At 62.9% G+C, this 22,309-nt stretch carries 12 protein-coding genes, 2 tRNA genes and 2 pseudogenes; 5 read left to right on the plus strand and 11 right to left on the minus strand.

Going from position 1 to position 22,309, the window contains the following annotated elements; translation table 11 throughout:
* Positions 1 to 2 precede the first annotated feature (2 nt).
* The 3 genes from DCY11_RS01105 to DCY11_RS01115 form a co-directional block, all read right to left on the minus strand.
* Positions 3 to 1,712, minus strand: a complete 1,710-nt coding sequence (locus DCY11_RS01105) for an SPOR domain-containing protein (RefSeq protein WP_159079716.1) — start codon at positions 1,710 to 1,712, stop codon at positions 3 to 5.
* A 291-nt stretch (positions 1,713 to 2,003) separates the two neighbouring features.
* Positions 2,004 to 3,761, minus strand: a complete 1,758-nt coding sequence (gene argS / locus DCY11_RS01110; RefSeq protein WP_108680767.1) for an arginine--tRNA ligase — start codon at positions 3,759 to 3,761, stop codon at positions 2,004 to 2,006.
* Between the two features lie 82 nt (positions 3,762 to 3,843).
* The gene (locus tag DCY11_RS01115; RefSeq protein ID WP_108683612.1) at positions 3,844 to 5,037 is read right to left on the minus strand and encodes a deoxyguanosinetriphosphate triphosphohydrolase; all 1,194 of its coding nucleotides are present in this window, start codon (positions 5,035 to 5,037) and stop codon (positions 3,844 to 3,846) included.
* A 113-nt stretch (positions 5,038 to 5,150) separates the two neighbouring features.
* Between DCY11_RS01115 and erpA the strand changes: the two genes are divergently transcribed.
* The gene (erpA, locus tag DCY11_RS01120; RefSeq protein ID WP_108680769.1) at positions 5,151 to 5,483 is read left to right on the plus strand and encodes an iron-sulfur cluster insertion protein ErpA; all 333 of its coding nucleotides are present in this window, start codon (positions 5,151 to 5,153) and stop codon (positions 5,481 to 5,483) included.
* Positions 5,484 to 5,550: 67 nt separating this feature from the next.
* Positions 5,551 to 6,332: pseudogene (gene xth / locus DCY11_RS01125) on the plus strand (exodeoxyribonuclease III).
* Positions 6,333 to 6,372: 40 nt separating this feature from the next.
* On the opposite strand, the gene DCY11_RS01130 reads toward xth, so the two are convergent.
* The 5 genes and pseudogenes from DCY11_RS01130 to DCY11_RS01150 all read right to left on the minus strand — a co-directional run bounded on the left by DCY11_RS01130 (position 6,373) and on the right by DCY11_RS01150 (position 15,134).
* On the minus strand, positions 6,373 to 7,359 hold the full coding sequence (locus DCY11_RS01130) for a tetratricopeptide repeat protein (RefSeq protein WP_108680771.1): 987 nt from the start codon (positions 7,357 to 7,359) through the stop codon (positions 6,373 to 6,375).
* On the minus strand, positions 7,346 to 9,070 hold the full coding sequence (gene ilvD, locus DCY11_RS01135; protein ID WP_108680773.1) for a dihydroxy-acid dehydratase: 1,725 nt from the start codon (positions 9,068 to 9,070) through the stop codon (positions 7,346 to 7,348). Before ilvD ends, DCY11_RS01130 begins: the two co-directional genes overlap by 14 nt.
* Before the next feature lie 318 nt (positions 9,071 to 9,388).
* Positions 9,389 to 12,123, minus strand: a pseudogene (locus DCY11_RS01140) (valine--tRNA ligase).
* A 158-nt stretch (positions 12,124 to 12,281) separates the two neighbouring features.
* Positions 12,282 to 13,517: a DUF2497 domain-containing protein gene (locus tag DCY11_RS01145; protein ID WP_108680775.1), complete on the minus strand. Its 1,236-nt coding sequence runs from the start codon at positions 13,515 to 13,517 to the stop codon at positions 12,282 to 12,284.
* A gap of 153 nt (positions 13,518 to 13,670) precedes the next feature.
* Positions 13,671 to 15,134: a TolC family outer membrane protein gene (locus DCY11_RS01150; RefSeq protein ID WP_245409411.1), complete on the minus strand. Its 1,464-nt coding sequence runs from the start codon at positions 15,132 to 15,134 to the stop codon at positions 13,671 to 13,673.
* A 374-nt stretch (positions 15,135 to 15,508) separates the two neighbouring features.
* On the opposite strand from DCY11_RS01150, the gene DCY11_RS01155 reads away from it, so the two are divergent.
* A tRNA-Cys gene (locus DCY11_RS01155) sits at positions 15,509 to 15,582 on the plus strand.
* Between the two features lie 21 nt (positions 15,583 to 15,603).
* On the opposite strand, the gene DCY11_RS01160 is transcribed toward DCY11_RS01155, so the two are convergent.
* The gene (locus DCY11_RS01160; protein ID WP_245409412.1) at positions 15,604 to 15,861 is read right to left on the minus strand and encodes a hypothetical protein; all 258 of its coding nucleotides are present in this window, start codon (positions 15,859 to 15,861) and stop codon (positions 15,604 to 15,606) included.
* A gap of 225 nt (positions 15,862 to 16,086) precedes the next feature.
* On the opposite strand from DCY11_RS01160, the gene DCY11_RS01165 reads away from it, so the two are divergent.
* Positions 16,087 to 16,162, plus strand: a tRNA-Asn gene (locus tag DCY11_RS01165).
* Between the two features lie 65 nt (positions 16,163 to 16,227).
* On the opposite strand, the gene DCY11_RS01170 is transcribed toward DCY11_RS01165, so the two are convergent.
* Entirely contained in the window at positions 16,228 to 17,421 is a 1,194-nt protein-coding gene (locus tag DCY11_RS01170; protein WP_159079717.1) for a GGDEF domain-containing protein, read from the minus strand.
* 240 nt (positions 17,422 to 17,661) lie between these two features.
* Between DCY11_RS01170 and DCY11_RS01175 the strand changes: the two genes are divergently transcribed.
* Positions 17,662 to 20,787 carry an efflux RND transporter permease subunit gene (locus DCY11_RS01175; protein WP_174202127.1) on the plus strand — a complete coding sequence of 1,042 codons (3,126 nt, stop codon included), beginning with the start codon at positions 17,662 to 17,664 and terminating at the stop codon, positions 20,785 to 20,787.
* On the opposite strand, the gene DCY11_RS01180 is transcribed toward DCY11_RS01175, so the two are convergent.
* Positions 20,769 to 21,917, minus strand: a complete 1,149-nt coding sequence (locus DCY11_RS01180) for an efflux RND transporter periplasmic adaptor subunit (RefSeq protein WP_159079718.1) — start codon at positions 21,915 to 21,917, stop codon at positions 20,769 to 20,771. The two genes, DCY11_RS01175 and DCY11_RS01180, sit on opposite strands and share 19 nt — an antisense overlap.
* Between the last annotated feature and the right edge of the window lie 392 nt (positions 21,918 to 22,309).

Below are 22,309 nucleotides of genomic sequence, written 5' to 3' on the forward strand. Positions count from 1 at the left end.
TCCTACTGCGCCATCACCAGGCAATCGCCATGGCCCTTGGCCTTCAGCTGGCCGCAAAGCCGGTAGGCGGCATCCTTGTCGGCGAGAGGCCCGACCTGAAGCCGATACCACGTGCCCTTCGGACCGAGGTCGGTCTTGCGGACGAGCGGCTGATAGCTGCCGAGGAGGCTCGGATATTTCTGCTGCGCGTCGGCAAAGTTCGCCAAGGCATCGGTCTGGCTCTTGGTGGAGCCAAGCTGAACCACATAAGAGGACGCTGCGGCCGGCGTTGGGGCTGCAGGCGCCGCGGCAGCCATCTGCTGCGGCGCGGCTCCCGGCTGCTGGATAGACGGAACCGGCATCATGTTCGGCTGCGCCATCATGCCGTTGGCCTGAGCGGCAGCCTGATTGGCTGCTGCCGCGGCGGCGGGGGCCTCGACCGACCCGTCCGGATTGACGACCATCGTCTGAACCTTACGCGGGGCGCCCGTGTCGCCGGCAGGACCGGCCGTGGCGACCGGAGACGGCAGACCGGCCGTCGCGGTTGCCGGCGGCAGGGCCGGAACGGCTACGTCTTCCTGGCGCGGTACAAGACGCTCGCCCTCGGGCGTCGCGCCATTCGTCAGGCGGTCGTAGATCAGCTTGTTCTTGTGCGGGAACTCTTTGCCGCCCGGGGCGTCCGGGGCAGCTTTCACGGGCGACGCGTCGGCCGTCACGATCGGCGCGTCACCGCTGCCGATAGCGCCGCCGCTCTGCTTGTAAGCGTAGGCAAGCGCGCCGCCGAGGGCGATCGCACCAAGTAGCGCGCTGGCGACCATGACGGTGCTGCGGCCCTTGAGCGTTCCCATGACCTTGGATTTGAGGCCCGTCTGGGACGCGGCAATGCTCGCGTCCATGAAGTCCGCATCGCCGCTATCGTCAAAAAATTCCTGGTGGCCGCCCGGCATGCCGGCGCCCGGATCGCCGAGCGGAATGTGGGGCGTCTGGCCGTAATAGGGATCGAGCGTCTGCAGCTGGCGGCTGGGATCGGCCGGCGGCACATGGCCGTAAGGCGTCTCCTGACCGTATGAGGCCTCTTGACCGTAGGACGCTTCCTGGCCGTACCCGGCATCCTGCTGATGCCCGTACTGCGCATACATGGCGGCATCGTCAGCGCCCGGCATCGGCTGCGCATAGGCTTCGGGCTGCTGCGGCGCATAGGCGCCGGGATGCTGCGTGGAATAAGCTTCGGGCTGATAGGCCTCAGGCTGATGCCGGCCCGCATCGAATGCCGACGGCGCCGGCTGATGGCCGGATGCCTGACCTGCAGGCGAATGCGAAGGAGCGGGTGTCGCGAGTTCCGGGAACGCGGCGTCCTCTTCGGGGAAGCCGGCATCCGCCATAGCATCCTGCTCGGCGCCGACGCCAAGATTCACGTCGCCAAAAATGGAATCCGGGAAACCGGGATCAGTGGAACCGAAATCCGGGAGCTCCCTCGACGGCGCGCTGGTCTGCGGGGCCGTCGGTGCGGAATAGGCCTGAGGCTGAGGCTGGGCCTGCGGATGATGCGGCTGAGCGCCTGCATAAGCTTGGGGCTGCGGGGCTTGAGGCTGGGGCGCGCGAGGCTGCTGCTGCGCCGGGTCGGCGAATGTCTGGGGCGGAGGGCTGAAGGCTGCGGGAGCGGGCTGCTGCGCGGGCTGAGCGGGTGCCGCAGGCTGCGGAGCGCCACGCGTCACCGGCGTGAAGGACGGCATCTGCGCAAACGAAGGGCCACCATTTCCGAAAATGGACGTCTGTCCGGGATTTGGCTGACCTGGCCGGCCGGCTCCTTGAACCATAGAAGGTACCTCACTCTTTCCGGTGTTTGCCTGGTCTGTCCCCCACGATGGAACCCCAGACGTGCTTGTCGCGTTCTGCCCTCGGGCGTTAACACCCTCGGTCCAGTTTGAATCGAATGCGGAAGTTCCGCCATTTCGGCGGCTAAACCCACTATCTTGCGTGGACATGGTTACTTCCCTCGAACCACCCCGCGCTCTCGAGCTACGCTAATGCAATTCTTGCAAAGCGTGAACGCCGAGGATCCCCAAACCCAACGCCAAGACCCGCTGTGTGGCTACCACAAGCGCAACACGGGTACGTGTTAACTCTCGGTCAGTTTGGTGAATAAAACGTAATTGTGGCAAGTCTTTGCCTCTGTTCCAGAGACCATGGAAGTCCCCGGCAAGATCGTAAAGATAGAACGCGATCCGATGCGGCTCATGGGCATCGGCGGCAGCTTCCACGATCCGGGGGAACTGGGCGATACGACGAATGAGCGCAAGATCGCCCTCGTCCGTCAACCGATCGAGGTCGGCTGAGGCTAATTGTTCTCCCTCCAGCGCAAGGTCCGGAAATGCCTCGGCAACATTCCGTTGGACCGAACTTGCGCGGGCATGGGCGTATTGGACGTAGAAAACCGGGTTATCCCGCGACTGCTCGGTGACTTTCGCGAAGTCGAAATCGAGCGGGGCATCGTTTTTCCGGTAGAGCATCATGAACCGGACCGGGCCTGCCCCGACCTCGTCCACGACGTCCCGCAATGTCACGAACGTCCCTGCCCGCTTGGACATTTTGACGGGCTCGCCGGCCCGGAACAGCCGCACGAGCTGGCATATCTTGACGTCGAGATCGGCCTGGCCGTCGGTCAGCGCCTGGAGCGCCGACCGCATGCGCTTGATGTGACCGCTGTGATCGGCCCCCCAAACGTCGATCATCGACTTAAAGCCGCGTCTGAACTTGTCGTAGTGATAGGCTATGTCGGCGGCAAAATACGTGTACGCCCCATCGGCCTTCACCAGGGGCCGGTCCTGATCGTCGCCGAAGTCGCTCGCGCGGAATAGAAGCTGGAGCCGGTCTTCCCAATCCTCGTCCACCTTGCCCTTGGGCGGCGGCAAGCGGCCCTCGTAGACAAGCCCTTTCGACGTCAGATCGGCGATCGTCTCGCCCACTTCGTCCTTGCCCTCCGTCATCGAGCGCTCGGAGAAAAACACGTCGTGGCGGATGTCGAGCTGGGCCAGATCGTCCTCGATCATGCCGAGCATGGCTGTCAGCGCGAGGTTCCGCACGACCGGGAGCCATTCGGCTTCCGGCATATCGAGCAGGTCGCGGCCGTGATTGCTCGCCAGCTTCTCGCCTACGGGCTTCAGATAGTCGCCGGGGTAAAGACCCTCGGGAATTTCCCCGATGTCCTCGCCGAGCGCCTCGCGGTAGCGCAGGAACGCCGACCGCGCGAGCACGTCCACCTGCGCCCCCGCATCGTTGACGTAGTACTCGCGCGTCACGTCGTAGCCCGCAAAGGCCAGAAGATTGGCGAGCGCGTCGCCGAACACGGCGCCGCGGCAATGGCCCACATGCATGGGGCCGGTCGGATTGGCGGACACGTACTCGACGTTGATCGCCTCGCTCTTGCCGATGGCGCTGCGGCCGAACGCATCGCCCTGCTCCAGCACCATGCGGCAGACGCTCGGCCAGAAACTTTGCTTCAGCGTGAGATTGATGAAGCCAGGTCCGGCGATCTCGACCTTCTCGATGAAGGGGTCCGAGGCCAGCAAGGGGACAATCCGCTCGGCCAGCGTGCGCGGCGGAAGCTTCGCGGGCTTCGCCAGCACCATGGCCGCATTAGTCGCAAGATCGCCATGGCCAGTATCCTTGGGGGCCTCCAAGGTTATGCCGTCGACATTGGCGTCCTTCGGCACAATGCCATCGTGCTTCAACTGCTGAACGGCCGCCAAAACGTGGCCGTGAAACCCAGAAAATACGTCCATGAATGCTCCGGAAGAACTCTTTTGCGCATGATCCTATCGGAAAACCGGTGCCCACTTTTCCGGATCATGCGTGGGCGCGCGACTATCGCAAATCCGGTGTCTCGTCAAACAAACGGCGGTGTTCGGCGATGGCATAGCGGTCTGTTTGCCCGGCGATGAAGTCGGCCACATGACGGGCCGTGGCGCGAGGGTCGTCCCCGCGCGCGGCTTCGCGCCATTCGGGCGGCAACGCGCCCGGATCGTGCGTATAGCGGTTGAACAGCTCCACGACGATGTCCTCTGCCGCGCCCATGACCCGCATGACCCGGGGATGGCGGTACACCCGATCGAACAGGAATTCGTGGAGCTGCTTTAGCTCGTCCCGCATCCCTCCCGAGAACGCCACGGTCACGCGTTTCGCGCCCCGGACGCCGTCCGCGCTCTGGACGGGCAGCTCGGCAATACGCCGCAGGGTCTCTTCGAGCAGGTCGTTAACCATCGCCGTGATCAGACGCCGCTTCAGCTCGTACAGGCGGCGCGCCGGCTCGATATCCGGATAGGTGGCGTCCAGCGCCTCCAGATGGCGTCGCGCCAAGGGAATGCCGGCAAGATCGGCGAAGGTGAAACAATCCGCCCGATAGCCGTCGTCTATGTCGTGGGCGTTATAGGCGATGTCATCGGCAAGCGCGGCGATCTGGGCCTCGATCGACGAGTAAGTGTCGAGTTCCAGGTCATGCATGGCGCAATAGTCCAGGATGGGCTCGGGGATAGGCTTCCCTTCCCCGCGCAGCGGACCGTTGTGCTTCACGAGCCCTTCGAGCGTCTCCCAGGTCAGGTTCAGGCCGTCGAAACCGCCATAGATGTGTTCGAGTTTGGTCACCACGCGCAAGGATTGGGCGTTGTGGTCGAACCCGCCCGCATCGGCGATGGCCGCGTCAAGTGCCCGCTCGCCTGCATGTCCAAACGGCGGATGGCCGAGATCGTGCGCGAGCGCGACAGCCTCGGTCAGATCCTCGTCGACGCGTAGCGCCCGCGCGATGCTGCGCGCGATCTGGGAGACCTCGAGACTATGGGTGAGCCGCGAACGGTAGTGATCGCCCTCATGGTAGATGAAGACCTGTGTCTTGTGGTTCAGGCGGCGAAATGCGGTCGAGTGCAGGATGCGGTCGCGGTCGCGCGCGTAAGGCCGGCGCGTCGCGCTCGGCGCTTCGGCAAGCCGGCGCCCCCGGCTTTTGCTCACATCTTGGGCGTAAGGGGCAAGTTCGCCATAGGGCGCGGGCGCAGCCCGTTCAGGCAGCCCTTTGTCTGCTGCGGCTCCCTGCCGCAGAGCCGCTTTGTTGCCCGGTTCGTCGATTGACAACGCCGCCTGCCATTCCCATCATTAATGCATAGAGGAGTGGCTATCTGAAGATGACCGAGCCGTCTATCACCATTAGCTCGAGCGCCGCCAAGCGCATCGTAGAACTCGTCAACGAGGACGATAACGCGGAGATGTTCCGCGTCAGCGTCGAGGGTGGCGGCTGCTCCGGTTTTCAATACCGCTTTGAACTGATCAAAGGCGCCGCGCCCGACGACATGCTGATCGAGCGCGATGGGGCCACGGTCGCCATCGACCCCACCTCGGTGCCCTTCATTGCAGGCTCCGAGATCGATTTCATCGACGAGCTGATCGGCGCCCAGTTCAAGATCAGCAATCCCAACGCGACCGCCTCTTGCGGGTGCGGCACCAGCTTCTCCGTCTAGCGCAAATCATCCCCAGCTTTGAATTCGCGTGGTTGCCCCGTGCAACCGGCCATGGCTATGTGGATGCATGAAGATCGCGACCTGGAACATCAACGGTATCAAGGCCCGTCTCGAGACGGTGAAGACGTGGCTCGCATCGGCTTCGCCCGACATCGCCTGTTTCCAAGAAATCAAGAGCGTCGATGAGGGCTTCCCGGCCGAAGTCTTCGAGGAGCTCGGCTACAACGTCGCCGTCCACGGCCAGAAGGGCTTTAACGGCGTGGCGCTCCTCTCGAAGATCCCGTTCGACGAGGTGATCCGCGGCCTGCCCGGCGATGACGACGATGTGCAGGCCCGCTACATCGAGGGTGTCGTCTCGGTTCCGTCAGGCGTCGTGCGCGTCGTGAACATCTATCTGCCGAACGGCAATCCGATCGACTCCGACAAATTTCCCTACAAGCTGTCCTGGATGGAGAGACTCAAAGCCCGGGTCAAGGAGCTCCTCACCTACGAAGAGCCGTTCGTCGTGGCGGGCGACTACAACGTCATCCCGACACCCGAGGACGTCTACGACCCCGCCGCCTGGGTGAACGATGCCCTTTTCCGGCCGGAGTCGCGAGCGCAGTTCCAGAGCCTGCTCAATCTCGGCCTGACGGACGCCTTCCGCGCCTGCCACGACGAGCCACACCAATTCACCTTCTGGATTATCAGGCAGGCGCCTGGCAAAAGAACCATGGCATTCGCATCGACCATCTGCTCTTGTCGCCGCAGGCCGCCGACAAGCTCGTGTCGTGCGATATCGACAGCGAACCGCGTGGCTGGGAGAAGCCGTCGGATCATGTACCGGTGGTGATGGAGTTGGCGGTCTAGGGCGCTCCAATGTGCGCCGTATGCCGTCGAGGTTCGCCTGCTACTGCAGCCCGCCCATGCTCGTGCTGGGGGCGCCGAAGCCAACCGACATTCCCATCGGCGGAGGCGGTCCAAGATCGACGGGGCCGAGCCGCGGTTCGCTACGAGCGGACAACTCAGGCCGCCGCAAGATCGTCCCGGCGCGCATCGCCGACGGTGCGGCCGGCACGTCGGCGGCCGTGGCCGTGCGCTGACCGCCCCCTAGACGGGGCAGCATCGCTTCGGCTTCACGCACCGTGACGCGATCCGCAATCGCGATGGTCCGGTCGTAAGTGTCGGCGATCCAACTCGCTTCGTCACGGGTCTTGCGGGTATTCTCTTGGGCAAGCATGAGTAGCGCGAGACCTTGCGCCTGACGCTGCCCGACACCCTCGCCGCTCCAAAGCATCTCGCCCAGCAGCGCCTGTGCGCTGGCGTGCTGCTTGCGCGCCGCCATGGTCAGCCAGTTGGCCGCAATGCTCGGATTCTTCTCGACGCCCGTGCCTGTCAGATAGAGCCGCCCAAGGCGGTATTGCGCTTCGGCGTCGCCGAAATAGGCGCCCGCATGGCGCAGCAATCCGGCGCCGTAGGCCGGATCGGCCTGCAGCGGCAGCTCCGCAATCCCTTCGACGTAGTACTGTCCGAGAGCGCAGAAGGCCTCGCCAACATAGCGAGCGATCGGGCTGGAAGCCGGAACGTCCGCATACTGATCGGCAATGCGCTGATAGTAGCGGAACGCCTTGGAGTCATCCTTCGGGACGGCACCGTCCTCGGCATAGATCCGCGCCAGCTTGAGCTGCGCGCCGAGTACGCCATGCCCGGCCGCATATTCAAGCGCGGGCAGCGCCGATTCCGTGCGGCCCGTATTGAGGGCCGTGACGCCCTGCCGATAGGCTTCCGTCGCCGACGTAAAGGGCGGCGGCGTATCGGTGCTGCCGACACCGGCCGGCGTCAGGACGATGAAGGCCGCGAGCGCGCTGCCGAGTTGGGATGCGCTAAATATCGGCATAGCACTTCCCTTCCGCCGCGGCGCCCGGATGGGTCACCGCGCCTTCGCGTGCCGCGCCGACGAGCTGCGAATATTTCCAGATGCAGCCGCTCTCGAAATTCGGGGATGGCGGCGTCCAATCCTTGGCGCGCTCGGCCAGCTCTTCCTCGCTGACTTCGAGGTCGATGATACCTTCCTCGGCATCGAGCGTGATCATGTCGCCGTCGCGCACCAAGCCGATAGGACCGCACACGGCCGCCTCAGGGCCCACGTGGCCAATGCAGAAGCCGCGCGTGGCGCCCGAGAACCGGCCGTCCGTGATCAACGCGACCTTGTCGCCCATCCCTTGGCCATACAACGCGGCGGTGGTCGACAACATCTCGCGCATACCAGGGCCGCCTTTGGGACCCTCGTAGCGAATGATGAGGACTTCGCCTTCCTTGTACTTCTTCGCACTCACGGCCGAAAATGCCTCTTCCTCGCTATCGAAGCAGCGAGCGGGCCCACGGAATTTCAGGTTCTTCAAACCTGCGACTTTGACGATGGCCCCGTCGGGTGCCAGCGATCCCCTGAGCCCCACCACGCCGCCTGTCGGTGTGATCGGGTTATCAGCAGAACGCACGACATCCTGGTCTGGGTTCCATTCGACCTTGGAAAGATTTTCGGCGATCGTCCGACCCGTGACGGTGATGCAGTCGCCATGCAGATAGCCGTTGTCCAGAAGCGTCTTCATGAGCAGCGGCACGCCGCCGGCTTCGAACATGTCCTTGGCCACATATTTGCCGCCCGGCTTCAGATCGGCGATGTACGGCGTCTTCTTGAAAATCTCGGCGACATCAAAGAGGTCGAACTCGATTCCGCATTCGTGCGCGATGGCCGGAAGATGCAGCGCCGCGTTCGTCGAACCGCCCGAAGCGGCGACAACGGCTGCGGCATTCTCCAAGGACTTCCGGGTGACGATATCGCGCGGACGAATGTTGAGCGCGATGAGGTCCATGATCTTCTCGCCCGCGGCCATGCAGAAGCGGTCGCGGATCTCGTAAGGCGCCGGCGCTCCGGCCGAGTACGGCAAGGCAAGGCCGATCGCTTCGGAAACGGTCGCCATGGTATTCGCGGTGAACTGAGCGCCGCAGGCACCCGCCGACGGGCACGCGACCTGCTCCAACTCGTCCAGATCCTCGAGCGACATATTGCCGACCGACACCTGGCCGACGGCTTCGAACAGATCCTGGACCGTGACGGGGCGTCCCTTGAAGGTGCCCGGCAGGATCGACCCGCCATAGATGAAGATCGAGGGCACGTTGAGCCGGCACATCGACATCATCATGCCGGGCAGCGACTTGTCACAACCCGCGAGGCCGACAAGCGCGTCGTAGCAATGCCCGCGCATGGTCAGTTCGACACTGTCGGCGATCACTTCGCGCGAAGGCAGCGAGGACTTCATGCCCTGGTGGCCCATGGCGATGCCGTCGGTCACGGTGATGGTGCAGAACTCACGCGGCGTGCCGTTGTGGGCGGCAACGCCCTGCTTGACCGCCTGAGCCTGACGCATCAGGGCGATGTTGCACGGAGCGGCCTCGTTCCAGCAGGTGGCGACACCAACGAATGGCTGATGAATCTGGCCGCGCGTCAGCCCCATCGCATAGTAGTAGGAGCGATGTGGAGCCCGCGAAGGCCCTTCGGTCACGTGCCGGCTCGGCAAACGTGATTTATCGAAAGTCTTGGCGTCCATTACTCACTGCCAGCTAACGACGGCAGCGCTGACGGTATTCCGTCTTAGCCCAGCGTGTCAGCCAGTCTCTCCCTGGTCTGTCTGCCTCGCATTATTTTCGCGAGTGCCCAACGGACCCATTGTCCTCTGTACTGGTTTCGATTTCACAAAGTTTTATGGCGCAAACGAGGCGTTTGGCCTTCTCTCTGTTGTATTTCAGTTACAGTCGACGATATTCGATGTCACACGGCATTGCGAGCGGCGTCAGACGCCTGAAACGAGCGCCTGACCATCGCTTGAAAAGGCCCCAATAATGACCGCAGGGCCTTTATTTTGCCGCTAAAGGGCCGCTTCCAGCCGTTTGAGGGCCTGGGTCAGCTTGCTGGCCGTGGCCTCGGCATCCGCCCGCCGCTCGCGTTGCTCCTCGACCACGTGCTGTGGCGCGCGGGACACAAATTTATCGTTGGCGAGCTTGGCGTCGATTTGCGTGATTTCCGCACCGACCTTGTCGATCTCGCGCTTCAGCCGATCTGCCTCGGCATCGATGTCGATGACCCCCTCCAGCGGTAGGGCGATCGTGGCTTCGTCCAGAACGATCTGGACCGACCCTGCGGGCGGTGTATCGGCAAAATCGATGCTCTCGATCCGGGCCAGCCGCGACACGGTTTCGAGATGGGCGGCAATGCGGGCCTTGGTCTTGTCGTCGGCCCCAGTGATGACCAGCGGGACCTTGGCGCCCGCCGGAACGTTCATTTCCGCCCGGACCGACCGGACATCGGTGACGAGCCGGATCACCCATCCGATCTCCTCGTCGGCGGCGGCGTTCTGAAGGCCCTGGTGGGTCGGCCACTCGGTGAGCATCAAAAGGCTGTCCCGCGAGGTTCCCTCGGCGGCGCGCTTCTCCCACAGCTCTTCGGTGACGAACGGCATGAACGGGTGCAGCAACTGCAGCGCCTTGTCGAGTACGTAGGCCGCCATCGCGCGGGTCTCGGCCTTGGCCGCCTCGTCGTCGCCGACAAGAACAGGCTTGATGAGCTCGAGATACCAATCGCAGTAGATGTGCCAGATGAAGTGATAGATCGCCCCGGCGGCTTCGTTGAAGCGGAAGCCCTCGAGCGCCTCCGTGACGGCCGACACCGCGCGTTCCATCTCACCCGCGATCCAACGGTTCAGCGTGCTTTGCGCGCTCTTGGGATCGAAGCCCTCGACCGGAATGCAGTCGTTCATCATGGCGAAGCGGGACGCATTCCAGAGCTTGGTCGCGAAGTTGCGATAGCCTTCGACCCGGCCGCTGGAAAGCTTGATGTCGCGCCCTTGCGCCGCCATGGCCGCCAACGTGAATCGCAGCGCGTCGGCGCCATAGGCGTCGATAAGCTCCAGGGGATCGATCACGTTCCCCTTGGACTTCGACATCTTCTGGCCCTTGGCGTCGCGGACCAGCGCATGGATGTAGATGTCTCGGAACGGCACCTCGTCCATGAAATGCAGGCCCATCATCATCATCCGGGCGATCCAGAAGAAGATGATGTCGAAGCCCGTGACGAGGACGTCGGTCGGGTAATAGCGCGAGAGTTCCGGCGTCTTGTCCGGCCAGCCAAGGGTCGAGAAAGGCCACAGCGCCGAGGAGAACCACGTGTCCAGCACGTCTTCGTCCCGCGTCAGAACTTCATCCTTGCCGTAATGCGCCTTCGCCAAGGCCTTGGCGGCAGATTCGTTTTCGGCAACGAAGACTTCGCCGTCCGGGCCGTACCACGCGGGGATCTGGTGCCCCCACCAGAGCTGACGCGAGATGCACCAGGGCTGGATGTTCTCCATCCAATGGAAGTAGGTCGACTCCCAGTTCTTAGGCGCGAAGGTCGTGCGACCACTGCGGACCGCCTCGATGGCGGGCTTGGCGAGCGTCGCCGCGTCCACATACCACTGATCGGTCAGGAAGGGTTCGATGACTGCGCCGGAGCGGTCGCCATGCGGTACCGCGTGGACGTGAGGCTCGATCTTCTCGAGATAGTCGTGGTTCTCCATGCACTCGACGATCATGGTCCGCGCGGCGAACCGGAACACGCCGTTCCACTCGAGAACCTTGGTTTCGAGCTGGGGCGTCATCTCGACGCCGAGCATGAAGTCGGTCTCCGGACCGATATCGAGACGCGCGTCCTTGCTCAGGACGTTGATCATGGGCAGACCGTGGCGCTTGCCGACCTCGAAGTCGTTGAAGTCGTGCGCCGGCGTGATCTTCACGGCGCCCGAGCCCTTCTCCGGATCCGAATACTCGTCCGCAACGATCGGGATGCGGCGCCCCACCACCGGCAGGATGACGTTCTTGCCGACGAGGTGCTTGTAGCGTTCGTCGTCCGGATGGACCGCGACGGCGGTATCGCCCAGCATGGTTTCGGGACGGGTCGTGGCGACGACGATGAAGGTCGATGGGTCTTCCGGATCGAAGGTCATGCCTTCGATCGGGTAGCGCAAATGCCACAAATGGCCCTTGCTCTCGACCTGCTCGACCTCGAGATCGGAGATCGCCGTCAGCAGCTGCGGGTCCCAGTTCACCAGGCGCTTGTCTTTGTAGATCAGCCCGGCGGCGTGCAGTTCCACGAAGACCTTGCGAACGGCCTTGGACAGGCCCTCGTCCATGGTGAAGCGCTGGCGCGACCAGTCGCACGAGCAGCCGAGCCGCTTGAGCTGGCCGATGATCGTGTTGCCGGACTCTTCCTTCCACTGCCAGATGCGCTCGATGAACTTCTCGCGGCCCAAGGTCCGCCGATTGGGTTCCTGCCGCTCCATGAGCTGGCGCTCGACGACCATCTGCGTGGCGATGCCGGCGTGGTCGGTCCCGGGCTGCCACAGGACGTCGCGCCCGCGCATACGCTCGAACCGGACCAGAACATCCTGCAGCGTGTTGTTGAGGGCGTGCCCCATATGCAGCGACCCCGTGACGTTCGGGGCGGAATGACGACTGCGAACGGCCGCGCGTCTTCGCGATCGCCGCGGCCTGCGGCGAATGCGCGCGCGCGCTCCCACGCTTCGTAAACGGGGCCTTCAAAATTCTTCGGTTGGTATGTCTTGTCGAGCATGGATAGTCGTGGACGCCTGGCTACGTAAGGTTCTAAAGAACCGCCCGGCACCGTGGTGCCGGGCGAAAAACTGCGCCTGCGGGTCCTACGACCGCTGCTTCCATGCTGTCAATGATCGTCTGTGCCGACGCGACGGTCTGCCCAGGTTTGGACGCGGATCAGTCCTGTCCGCGTTGCAGCGCGTCGGAGTCCAGTTCCTCACGGATCATGCGCGGCATGTTCTCGTTGAGCCACTCGCGCAGCATCGGACGAAGCATCTCTTTGATGCTGTCCTCCAAGGACTTGCCCCCAGGCGTCCCGTGCGGGACGGCGCCGTTGGTGGCCACCGCGACAGTTTCCTGCGCAATTTCCGCGACGGTCGGCGCGAAGACCGGCGCCGGAGCGGGCTCTACCGGCTCGGCATCCTGAGGCGGCCAGAACGGCGCACTCTCCGTCTCCTGCTCGGGCTCTGCCTCTTCGAGAACCATCGTGACCTCGGATTCGGCGTCCATCAGGACAAACTCGTCCTCGGCAGGCAGTTCCTCTTCGGCCGCGTCCTCCGCCATTTCCAAAACGGAATCAACGTCGGGATCGAGGTGCGTCTCCGTATCCGGTTCCGGCGTTTCCATCGGAACGGCCATCGGAATGTCGGTGGGAAGCGGGATAACACCGGTCGTCGGCTCTTCGGCTTCCGGTTCGGCTGGCGCCGGGGCAGTGAAACTCGGCATGGGCGCCGGGGCCGGCGTCGGAGACTGTCCGGCCTTGAGTGCCGCAATGGCGCGCTCAAGCGCGGTCGCGGCCTCCTCGCTGGCCGACAATTTGGGGGCCTCGGGGACTGCTTCGGCAACAGGCTCCGGGAGCGGCGGCGGCGCCATCGGCGGCATTTCGGGCGCAGCCGTCTCTTCCACCGGAAGCTCCATTTCCTCGGGCTCGGCCAACTCGGCGATTTCGACCGTTTCGAATACCTCTACCGTCTCGACAATCTCGACGGCCGCTTCAGGGACATCGGGCTCGAGGAGATCGGGCTCGAGAACGTCGGCCTGGGCATCGTCCAGCGCCAGGAGTTCCTCGCTGTCCTCAATCGAATCCACGAACTCGGGTGTCGTATCGACAACCTCGACTGCCTCAGGAAGCTCTTCGGGCTCCTCCTCGATAAGCTCCAGACCGCCCAGTTCGCCGGTGAGATCCATGATCTCCTCGTCTTCATTGGCCGGTGCGTCGCCGCCGGAAGTCAGAACACGGGCAATGTCGTCGATGATCTGGTTGTCGGCTTCGCCCTCAAGCCCCTCGTCTTCGGACTGGGCAGCGGCCTTGTCGGCCGGAGCCTTGCCTGTGTCATCGTCGGTGATGATCCGGCGGATGGAAGCAAGAATGTCTTCCATCGTCGGTTCAGGAGCGCGCTCGGTGCTGCTCATTACTTAATCCCTTGCCGCCTCTCAAACTGATACTGCCCGGCGGAAGTCCACCAGGGCCAATCCCAATCAATAACTTAACACAATGCTAACGGCCACGTCTCCGGTTGGCACGGACATTGAGGTCTATAGTTAACGTTGGGGCTGGGGATTTGTTCAGTTATCGGCTAGCGGCGGCTCGGGCGGCGCCAGGCCCCAGAGCTTATTCTTGATGATCTCGTAGTGCTCGAACGGATCGTAGTAAGGCACTGAAAGTCCCAGTGTTTGGGCATCCATCCGGCCGATTGCGCTATACAGCGAATACTCGGCAACGACCCGGTCGCGGAGCGCCGAAACAAGGCCGATCTGGGAGTTGAGGAGTTCACGCTGGGCGTCCAAGACATCCAGCGTGGTGCGCTGGCCGACCTTTTCTTCCTCGCGAACGCCCGTCAGGGCGATCTTGTTGGCACCAACGGCGGCCTCGGCGGAACGGATCGCCGGCCCCGACGACTGCAGAATGCCCCAGTTGGAGATGACGTCCGCATGGACGCTAAGGCGCGCATTCTCGACCTCGCGCTTCAACTGGTTATTGGTCTCTTTCGCCTGACGCACTCGGGCCGAGACGCCGCCGCCCTGATAGAGCGGGACGCTGAGGCGCCCGGTCACGGACGTGGTCTCGATATCGCTGATCGTGCTGCTCTGGTCGAACGCCTTCTCGTATTGGGCCTCGAGAGAGACCGAGGGGAGCAATTCGCCCATGATCCGCTCGACGGCGAAGAGCGATGACTCTTCGTTGTAAACGGCCGTCAGGATGACCGGATTCTCACCGTCTCCGAGGGTCATGGCTTCATCGAGCGAGTTCGGAAGTAGATGACGGATCGACGGCGGCGCCATCAGGGTGCCCGGCGGATGACCGATCACCTGCTCGTACGTCGCCCGGCTGATCTTCAGGTTGGCCTGAGCGGATGCCAAAGTCGCCAACGCTTCGGACCGCCGTGCTTCGGCCTGGGCCACATCGGTCCTCGTGACCTCGCCCACATCAAATCGGTCGCGCGTCGCCTTCAACTGCTCGGTCAGCACGCGCACGTCGTTCTCGCGAAGGCGCACCACCGCCTGGTCGCGAACCACGTTCACATAGGCAGTCGCGGCATCGAGGAGCACCGTTTGCTCGACCTGGCGCAAGGTCTCCCGCTGCGCCTGCACGAGGGACTTGGCCTCGCGGATGGCGTTCAAATTCTGAAAGCCGCCGAACAGCAGCTGCGAGAGCGTCAGGGCGTAGCCATGAGGATGCGTCACACCGCTCGACCCGACACCTCCGCCGAAGGAGGAGAGTACGTTCGCCCTGCCCCTCAGATTGCTGTTCTGATTGTTGTAAGCAGTCGATCCGGAACCGGTGATCGTCGGACGCAGACCGGACTTGGCCAGTGCGACTTGCTCATCGATCGCGCGCAACCGCGCACGTTCGGCATTTAGTACCGGATTGAGAAGATAGGCGTCGGCAAGCGCCTGTTCCAACGACTCGGCGGCGGCGGGCATCGACACCGTGCCCGCGACGAGACAAACACCAAGCGCAAAGATGCCGCGGCGCGACGACCGTGCCGCGCGGCCTAACCACAGCCACATACCCTGCAAACCAGACACTCTGTTTCCTGCTCCCAACGGTCAACGGAGCCCCGACCGTTGCCATGTCCCACAATAGAGCAAGCCAAGCGCCAAAAGATACCCAGGAACGGGTTGTCCACTCCCATTTCCGCAAAAAACTCAATGCACTGTGGGATCGACGCAACAGTGGCCATACGTCGCGTAAGCCGACATTATTTGTCCATGTTTCGCCGCCCGACGACGGCGGGCGAGCCCTCGTCCGCTGCGTAAAGCACTTGACCCGGCACAGGCGCGTGTTGTCTATCACCGCGGCGCCCCATGGGCCGTTACTTCCGATTAAGTTGTGGGGTTGTATTCCAAACCAAAGAGAGGCTGGACACGCGCGATAACTGCGCTAGAAAGTCCAGCCCGATGGCCACGTGGCGGAGTGGTGACGCAGCGGACTGCAAATCCGTATACCCCGGTTCGATTCCGGGCGTGGCCTCCAACAACCTGCAGGCGCTAGTGCCTAAGGTTTTGTTCCATCGACATTTTGCTTCTCGTCCTTGCGCCGGCTCCACCACACGGTGAGCTGACGCCGCCACCGGCGCACGGCCGGCAGATCCACGGACAGAACCAGGACTCCCAAGGGAATCATCCAGAAGCCGAGGACCGGCAGGAAGCCCAACAGGCCGCCGCCAACGAGAATCGTCCCCAATCCGATTCGCATGGGCTTGGATTTCGGCAGGTGAATGTGATGGTCGAAGATGCGGACCTTGGGGGCCATGCTTTGACGTGCCGGTTCTTGGCTGTGCGTGCGAGCCCAGCCACCTGGTTGAGAAATTGCCCAATTCGACTTGAACCGGACCGATGCCGGAGATAAGACCTCCCGGCGCGCGCGGCAACTATCACTAAGGTCCGTTTGTCGCTGGCGCGTAAAGCGCTGGAAAGCACGTCATCGTTTTGCTATCTAGCGCTTCGGCACGGCGCGCGACTGACCGCCCTGCCCTGATCCCCGGTAGCTCAGTTGGTAGAGCAAGCGGCTGTTAACCGCTGGGTCGCTGGTTCGAGTCCGGCCCGGGGAGCCACCTCTTTTCCGTAATTACAGACGCGCCCGCACAGGGCGTCCCGCGCGCAGATCTGCGTTCTGCCTTCAGGCGGCCGAGAACCGTGACTGCGATCGAATGCGGCCCGCAGGCGCAATGGTCTGCTCACCGCCGCCTGTCGTGGTGCAGTCGCCGGCGAATTCGACGCAATTGCGTCCGGACTGTTTCGCCCGGTACAGCGCCTTGTCGGCGCGCCTCAACAGCGCATCGAGACACGTCGTCTCCCCATCGCTAATTGCAATGCCAATGCTGACCGTCGTCTTCACCGGACGATCGGTGACGACTGCATCGGCGTCGCAGAAGGCCCTGCGCACAGCCTCCGCAGCATCGAGCGCAGACGCAACGTTCGTGTTCGTAAGGACCGCCGCAAATTCCTCACCGCCGTACCGCCCAAACTGCACATCGGGGCCCAGCAGCTTCCCGGCCAGCGATGCGAAGAGCACCAAGACACGGTCGCCAACAAGATGACCGTGGCGATCGTTGATCTGTTTGAAATTATCCAGGTCGAGCATCATGACGGCCACCGGCGCACCACCGCACTCCGCAGAGTCAATGGCTCGCTGAGCCTCCTCGAAAAAGCCCCTGCGGTTGAGCGCGCCGGTCAAGGGATCTGTCAGCGCGGCCAAACGGCTGACCGACTTGTCCCGATCGGTCTCCAGACCAATGATGGCCAGAGCCAGAACCACGCGCAGGAGCACCGTGGCCAGAATGATCATCGGGAAGAAGGGCGAACCGAACAGGCCGCTTACCGCGTATGGCTGGTAGTCCAGGATGAGAAGCCAGCTCAAGCCTATTCCTGCCGCGAACAACAGGAGCGTGGTGGGACGAAGTTGGTAAGGCTTGCGGCCTTCCTCGACATGTCTGAGCTCACCTGCGGCGGCGACCGCGTATGTCGCCCGAATGATGCACGCAAGGGCAACCTGCAAGCCGAGACCCAGCGGAACTGTCAGCAGCAGCCCGATCGGGCCGATCAATGCGTACAGGATCGAAACCCGGCGGCCGCAGAAACGTCTCGAGGCCGCCCATTTTATGGAGTCTGAGACGACCAGCAGCTCCAAGCCAACGAGCAGTATGGTAGAAGAGTTGAACTCGCATGCGAGAACAATCGCAAGTATACCGGCACTATCCAGTGCGATGGCACCGCCCCATTCCCCTACCAACTCAGCGTTTTTTTGATGAAGAGCCGCGCCCACCATCAATACGCCGAGGACAAAGGTAATGACGACGCTCACGGCCGCCATCGTATACATATCCAGGTGCATGAGAACTCGCAGCAGTAGTTCCGCTTAACTTCACCATAAATCGCTGGCCGTCTCCAACAATTTATGGATTTCCATAAAACTCGATCGAACGGCTCCCGACTTTTTCATCTGATAACCGGCGCCCCTCACGTTATGGTCGCGTGGGGCGATCACCAGAGGCCAGGCGTTGGCCACGGTGCGTGACGGCGCAGCCCGACGGCGCGCCGGGGGAGCATGGTCTTGAGCGCGTTTTTCATCAGCCGGCCGATCTTCGCGACCGTCCTGGCGATCGTGATCGTCGTGCTGGGCGCCGTTTCCATGCCATTCCTGCCAATCGGCCAATATCCCCCCATCGCGCCGCCCACGGTTGTGGTGTCCGCGATGTTCACGGGAGCCAACGCCCGCGCGGTCGAGGACAGCGTCACCACGCCTCTCGAAGAACAGATCAACGGTGTCGAAGGCATGGTCTACATGTCGTCGGTCAGTTCCGATGACGGCACGTCGACGATCACGGTCACGTTCGAGACGGGGTACGATCTCGATATCGCCGCGGTCGATGTTCAGAACAACGTCGAAATCGCATCGTCCCAACTGCCCGACGAAGTCGTCCAGGCCGGCGTCACGGTGACGAAGCAGTCGAGCGACATCACGCTGGCGCCGAATTTGTATTCACCCGACGGCCGCTACGACACGCTGTTCATCAGCAACTACATCACGATCCACATCCTCGACGTCATGAAGCGCATCCCCGGCGTCGGCGAGGTGCAGATGTTCGGCGAGCGCACATTCGCCATGCGCATCTGGCTCGATCCCCAGAAGATGGCCAGCCTCGGCGTGACCGCCGAGGATGTGACCAAGGCCGTTTCCGACCAGAACCAGGTCGTCGCCGCCGGCGCCCTCGGGCAACAGCCGGCCCCGGAGGGACAGGTGTTCCAGTTCACCCTGTCGACGCTGGGACGGCTGCAGACGGCCGAGGAGTTCGGCGACATCATCGTCCGCGCCGAATCCGACGGACGGATCGTGCGGATCAATGACATCGGCCGCGTGGAACTGGGGGCCGAAGTCTACGACGAGACGGCCAATGTCGACGGCCAGCCCGCCCTGCCCTTCGGGATCTTCCAGCTTCCCGACGCCAATGCCATCGACCTGGCGGATGAGGTCGAGGCGGAGATGGCGCGGCTGTCCCAGCGGTTTCCCGAAGGCCTCGAATACGAGATCATCTACGACACGACCCGCTTCATCCGGGCGTCGATCAAGGAAGTGCTGACGACGCTCGGCTTTGCCATCGCCTTGGTCGTCTTCGTCATCTTCATGTTCCTGCACGGGCTTCGCACCACGCTTATTCCGGTCGTGACGATCCCGGTGTGCCTCATAGGAACACTCGCCGCGCTCCTAGCCGTCGGTTTCTCGATCAACACGCTGACGCTGTTCGGAATGGTGCTTGCCGTCGGTCTGGTCGTCGACGACGCCATCGTCGTCGTCGAGAACGTCGCGCGAAACCTCGAGAGCAAGACCATGGAGGTCCACCAGGCCGCCAACGAGGCCATGAAGCAGGTCACGGGTCCCATTGTCGCAACGTCGCTGGTTCTCATGGCCGTCTTTGTCCCCGTGGCTTTCACACCGGGGATCACGGGCGGGCTCTACAAGCAGTTCGCCCTGACGATCGCCTTCGCCGTCGCGATCTCCGCGTTCAACTCACTGACCTTGAGCCCCGCGCTGTGCGCCGTGCTGTTGAAAAACGAGGCCAAGAAGAAGCACAAGCTGTTTGCGTGGTTCGACGACGGCTTCGCACGGCTCAACCAGGGCTACGAGCGGCTCGTCGGGATCCTGATCAAGGGCTGGGTGGTGGTCGTCAGCTTGTTCCTCGTGGCTTTGCTTGTCACGGGCTATCTCTTCAAGACGGTGCCGACAGGCTTCGTCCCGCCGGAGGACCAAGGCTACTTCATCGTGCTCCTGCAAACGCCCGAAGGAACTTCTCTCCAGCGCACGCAAAAGGTCATGGAGCAGGTCGAGAAGGACCTGATGGCGACGCCGGGTGTAGCGCATGTGATCGCCTTTGGTGGCTTCAGCCTGCTCAACTCGAACTCGGCACCCAACACGGCATCGCTGTTCGCTATCCTCAAACCTTGGGACGAGCGCAAAGCCGCCGACGAGCAGCTACTGACGCATATTCTTCCAACGCTGAACGCGAAATTCGCCACGTTCGCCGAGGCGGAGGTCGACGCGGTCAACCCGCCGTCAATTCCGGGGCTCAGCGCTACCGGAGGATTCCAGTTCGAACTCCAGGACTATAGCGGCGGCACGTTGACCGAACTCGAAAGCGTCACACAGGCCTTCATTGCCGCGGCGTCCAAGCGTCCCGAACTCCAGGGCTTGTTCACGACATTCTCCGCGCGGACTCCCGGCTACCGGATCGACGTCGATCGAAACAAGGTCCTCAGCCAAGGCGTCTCACTCAATGAGGTCTTCACGGCGTTGCAGGTTTATCTCGGCGGCTACTACGTGAACGACTTCAACAAGTTCGGCCGCGTCTACCGCGTCTATCTGCAGGCAGAGAAGGATGCCCGCGCGCTGACCACGGACATTTCGAAGATCTATGTGAGGAACGACAAAGGCGACATGATCCCCTTGAACGGGCTTGTCACCCTGAACGCCGAGGTCAGCGCCCGCAATATCAGCCACTACAATCTCTTCAGGTCGGCGCCGATCAACGGCTCTCAAGCACCGGGCTACAGCTCCAATCAAGCTATTCAGGCCATGGAAGCCGTTGCGGCGGACATCTTGCCGAACACCATGGGCTATGAGTGGACCGGCAACGCCTATCAGGAGATCAAGGCCGGGAACGTTCTGCCGTACATCTTCGTCCTAGCTCTCCTCATGGTCTTCCTGTGTCTCGCCGCGCAGTACGAGAGCTGGTCCATGCCGTTCGTCGTGATCCTCGCGGTGCCGCTCGCCATGCTGGGCGCTCTCGGCGCGCAGGCCCTGCGTGGACTGAGCAACGACCTTTACTGCCAAATCGGTCTCATCATGCTCATCGGCTTGGCGAGCAAGAACGCCATTCTTATCGTCGAGTTCGCGCGCCGCCGCCGCGCCGAAGGCCTATCCATCGAAGAGGCTGCGATCGAAGCGGCACGGATCCGGCTGCGCCCGATCCTCATGACCGCGTTCGCCTTCATCCTCGGCGTGACGCCCCTGGTGTTCAGTACAGGTGCGGGATCAAGTGCGCGGCACTCGCTCGGCACGGCGGTGTTCGGCGGCATGTTCGCCGCGACCATCCTCAGCCTGTTCGTGGTCCCGGTCTTCTACGTGCTGGTCGAGCGGCTACGGACCAGACATGCTCAACCCTCTCAACCGTCAGAGGCCTGAGCCTCCTGTTTGTCCGCACCCGTCTTTCCGGAGGCCTTGCTTCCCGGCGTCACGATCTCGACTTCCGCGCCGGCATGGACCTTCTGTAGGCCCGTGACGACGACCCGGTCGCCCGGCTTGACGCCCTTCTCGATGACGTAGCTCGACTCGTATTCGGGGCCGATCGTGACGCTCTGCCGGTTTACCTTTTCGTCCTTGCCAACCACATAGACGTAGTGCCCACCTTCGTCCTGGGCCACGGCCTTCGCCGGGATCAGGACGACTCGGTGCTTGTCCGCGAGTGTGACCTTCGCCGTCACGAACTGACCGGGCCGCTGGGTCTTGTCGGGATTGGGGATGACCGCCCGCATCTTGATGGTGCCGGTATTGGGATCGACCTGGTTGTCCACGAAGTCGACGGCACCCTCATGGGAAAAGGCCGTGCCGGACGACAGCACCATGGCGACCTTCAGCGGCCCCTTTGCCTGGAACGGCACCATCTTCTGATAGTCTTCTTCGCTCGGGCTGAAATAGACATAGATCGGATCAAGCTGGACGAGCGTCGTGAGCAGCGTGTCTTCCGCGCTCACGAGGTTGCCGATATTGACAAGCGTGTTGCTCACGCGTCCGTCGATCGGCGCCGTGACGGTTGCGTAATCCAGATTGAGCTTGGCGTTCTGCAGCGCGGCCTGACTGGCCGCCAATTCGCCTGCCGCCTCGATGGCTTCGGCGCGCGTAGACTCGTACTTCTGGACCGATGCCGTGCCTTCGTCTTTCAGCTTCTCGTATCGCGTAAGCTGCTCCTTAGCGAAATCCAGCCGCCCCTGGTTCTGCTCAAGCTCTGCCTTGTTCTGGTCCACCTCGGCTTGAAACGGCCGCTGGTCGATCACGAACAGCACGTCGCCCTTTTTGACGTCAGCCCCTTCCGTGAACGGCCGTTCCGTCAAATAGCCTTGGACCTTGGCGCGCACGTCAACGAGCTTGACCGCCGCCGTCTGGCCCACGAACTCGTCGACGAGCGGGATCTCGGCGGACTCCGCCGTGGCGACTTCCACCTGCTGTTTGGCGGCTTGGTCCGGCTTGGCGTTGCCCCCGTCGCACCCGGCAAGGAGAAGCGGCAGACAGAGCGCCACCCAAACAGCTCCCGGCAAGCGCTCTCGCACCTCTCGCCGACCGTGCGGGCGCTCATGACGAAGACGTCGCATTTCCAATTCGGTGGAACTCATGCGCCGATCCTACTTTCTTGGCGCAGTCCGGCAAAGGGAAACGGAATTGTGGGAGATCAGGCCGTTCAGGCTCGCCGCGTAGCACGGCGGGGCGACCGGTTTGATGACGGGATTGGCCTGTCACTCTCGCGCGCTACCTGACATAGCGCGAACCCATTGAAACCAATTGAGAGGATGGGGCGTGGCGGGACATGGTGCGTCGTCCGACGCTGCCGACCTGAGTACGAGCGAGGGGAGCCGAGCCCGACTCCCTCACCCCCGTATTACCCGTACGGCGAGCGGGGTACGCATTACAGACCCCGCCACGGGATCAGAAC

The organism is Methyloceanibacter sp. wino2 (assembly GCF_003071365.1).
GTDB lineage: Bacteria > Pseudomonadota > Alphaproteobacteria > Rhizobiales > Methyloligellaceae > Methyloceanibacter.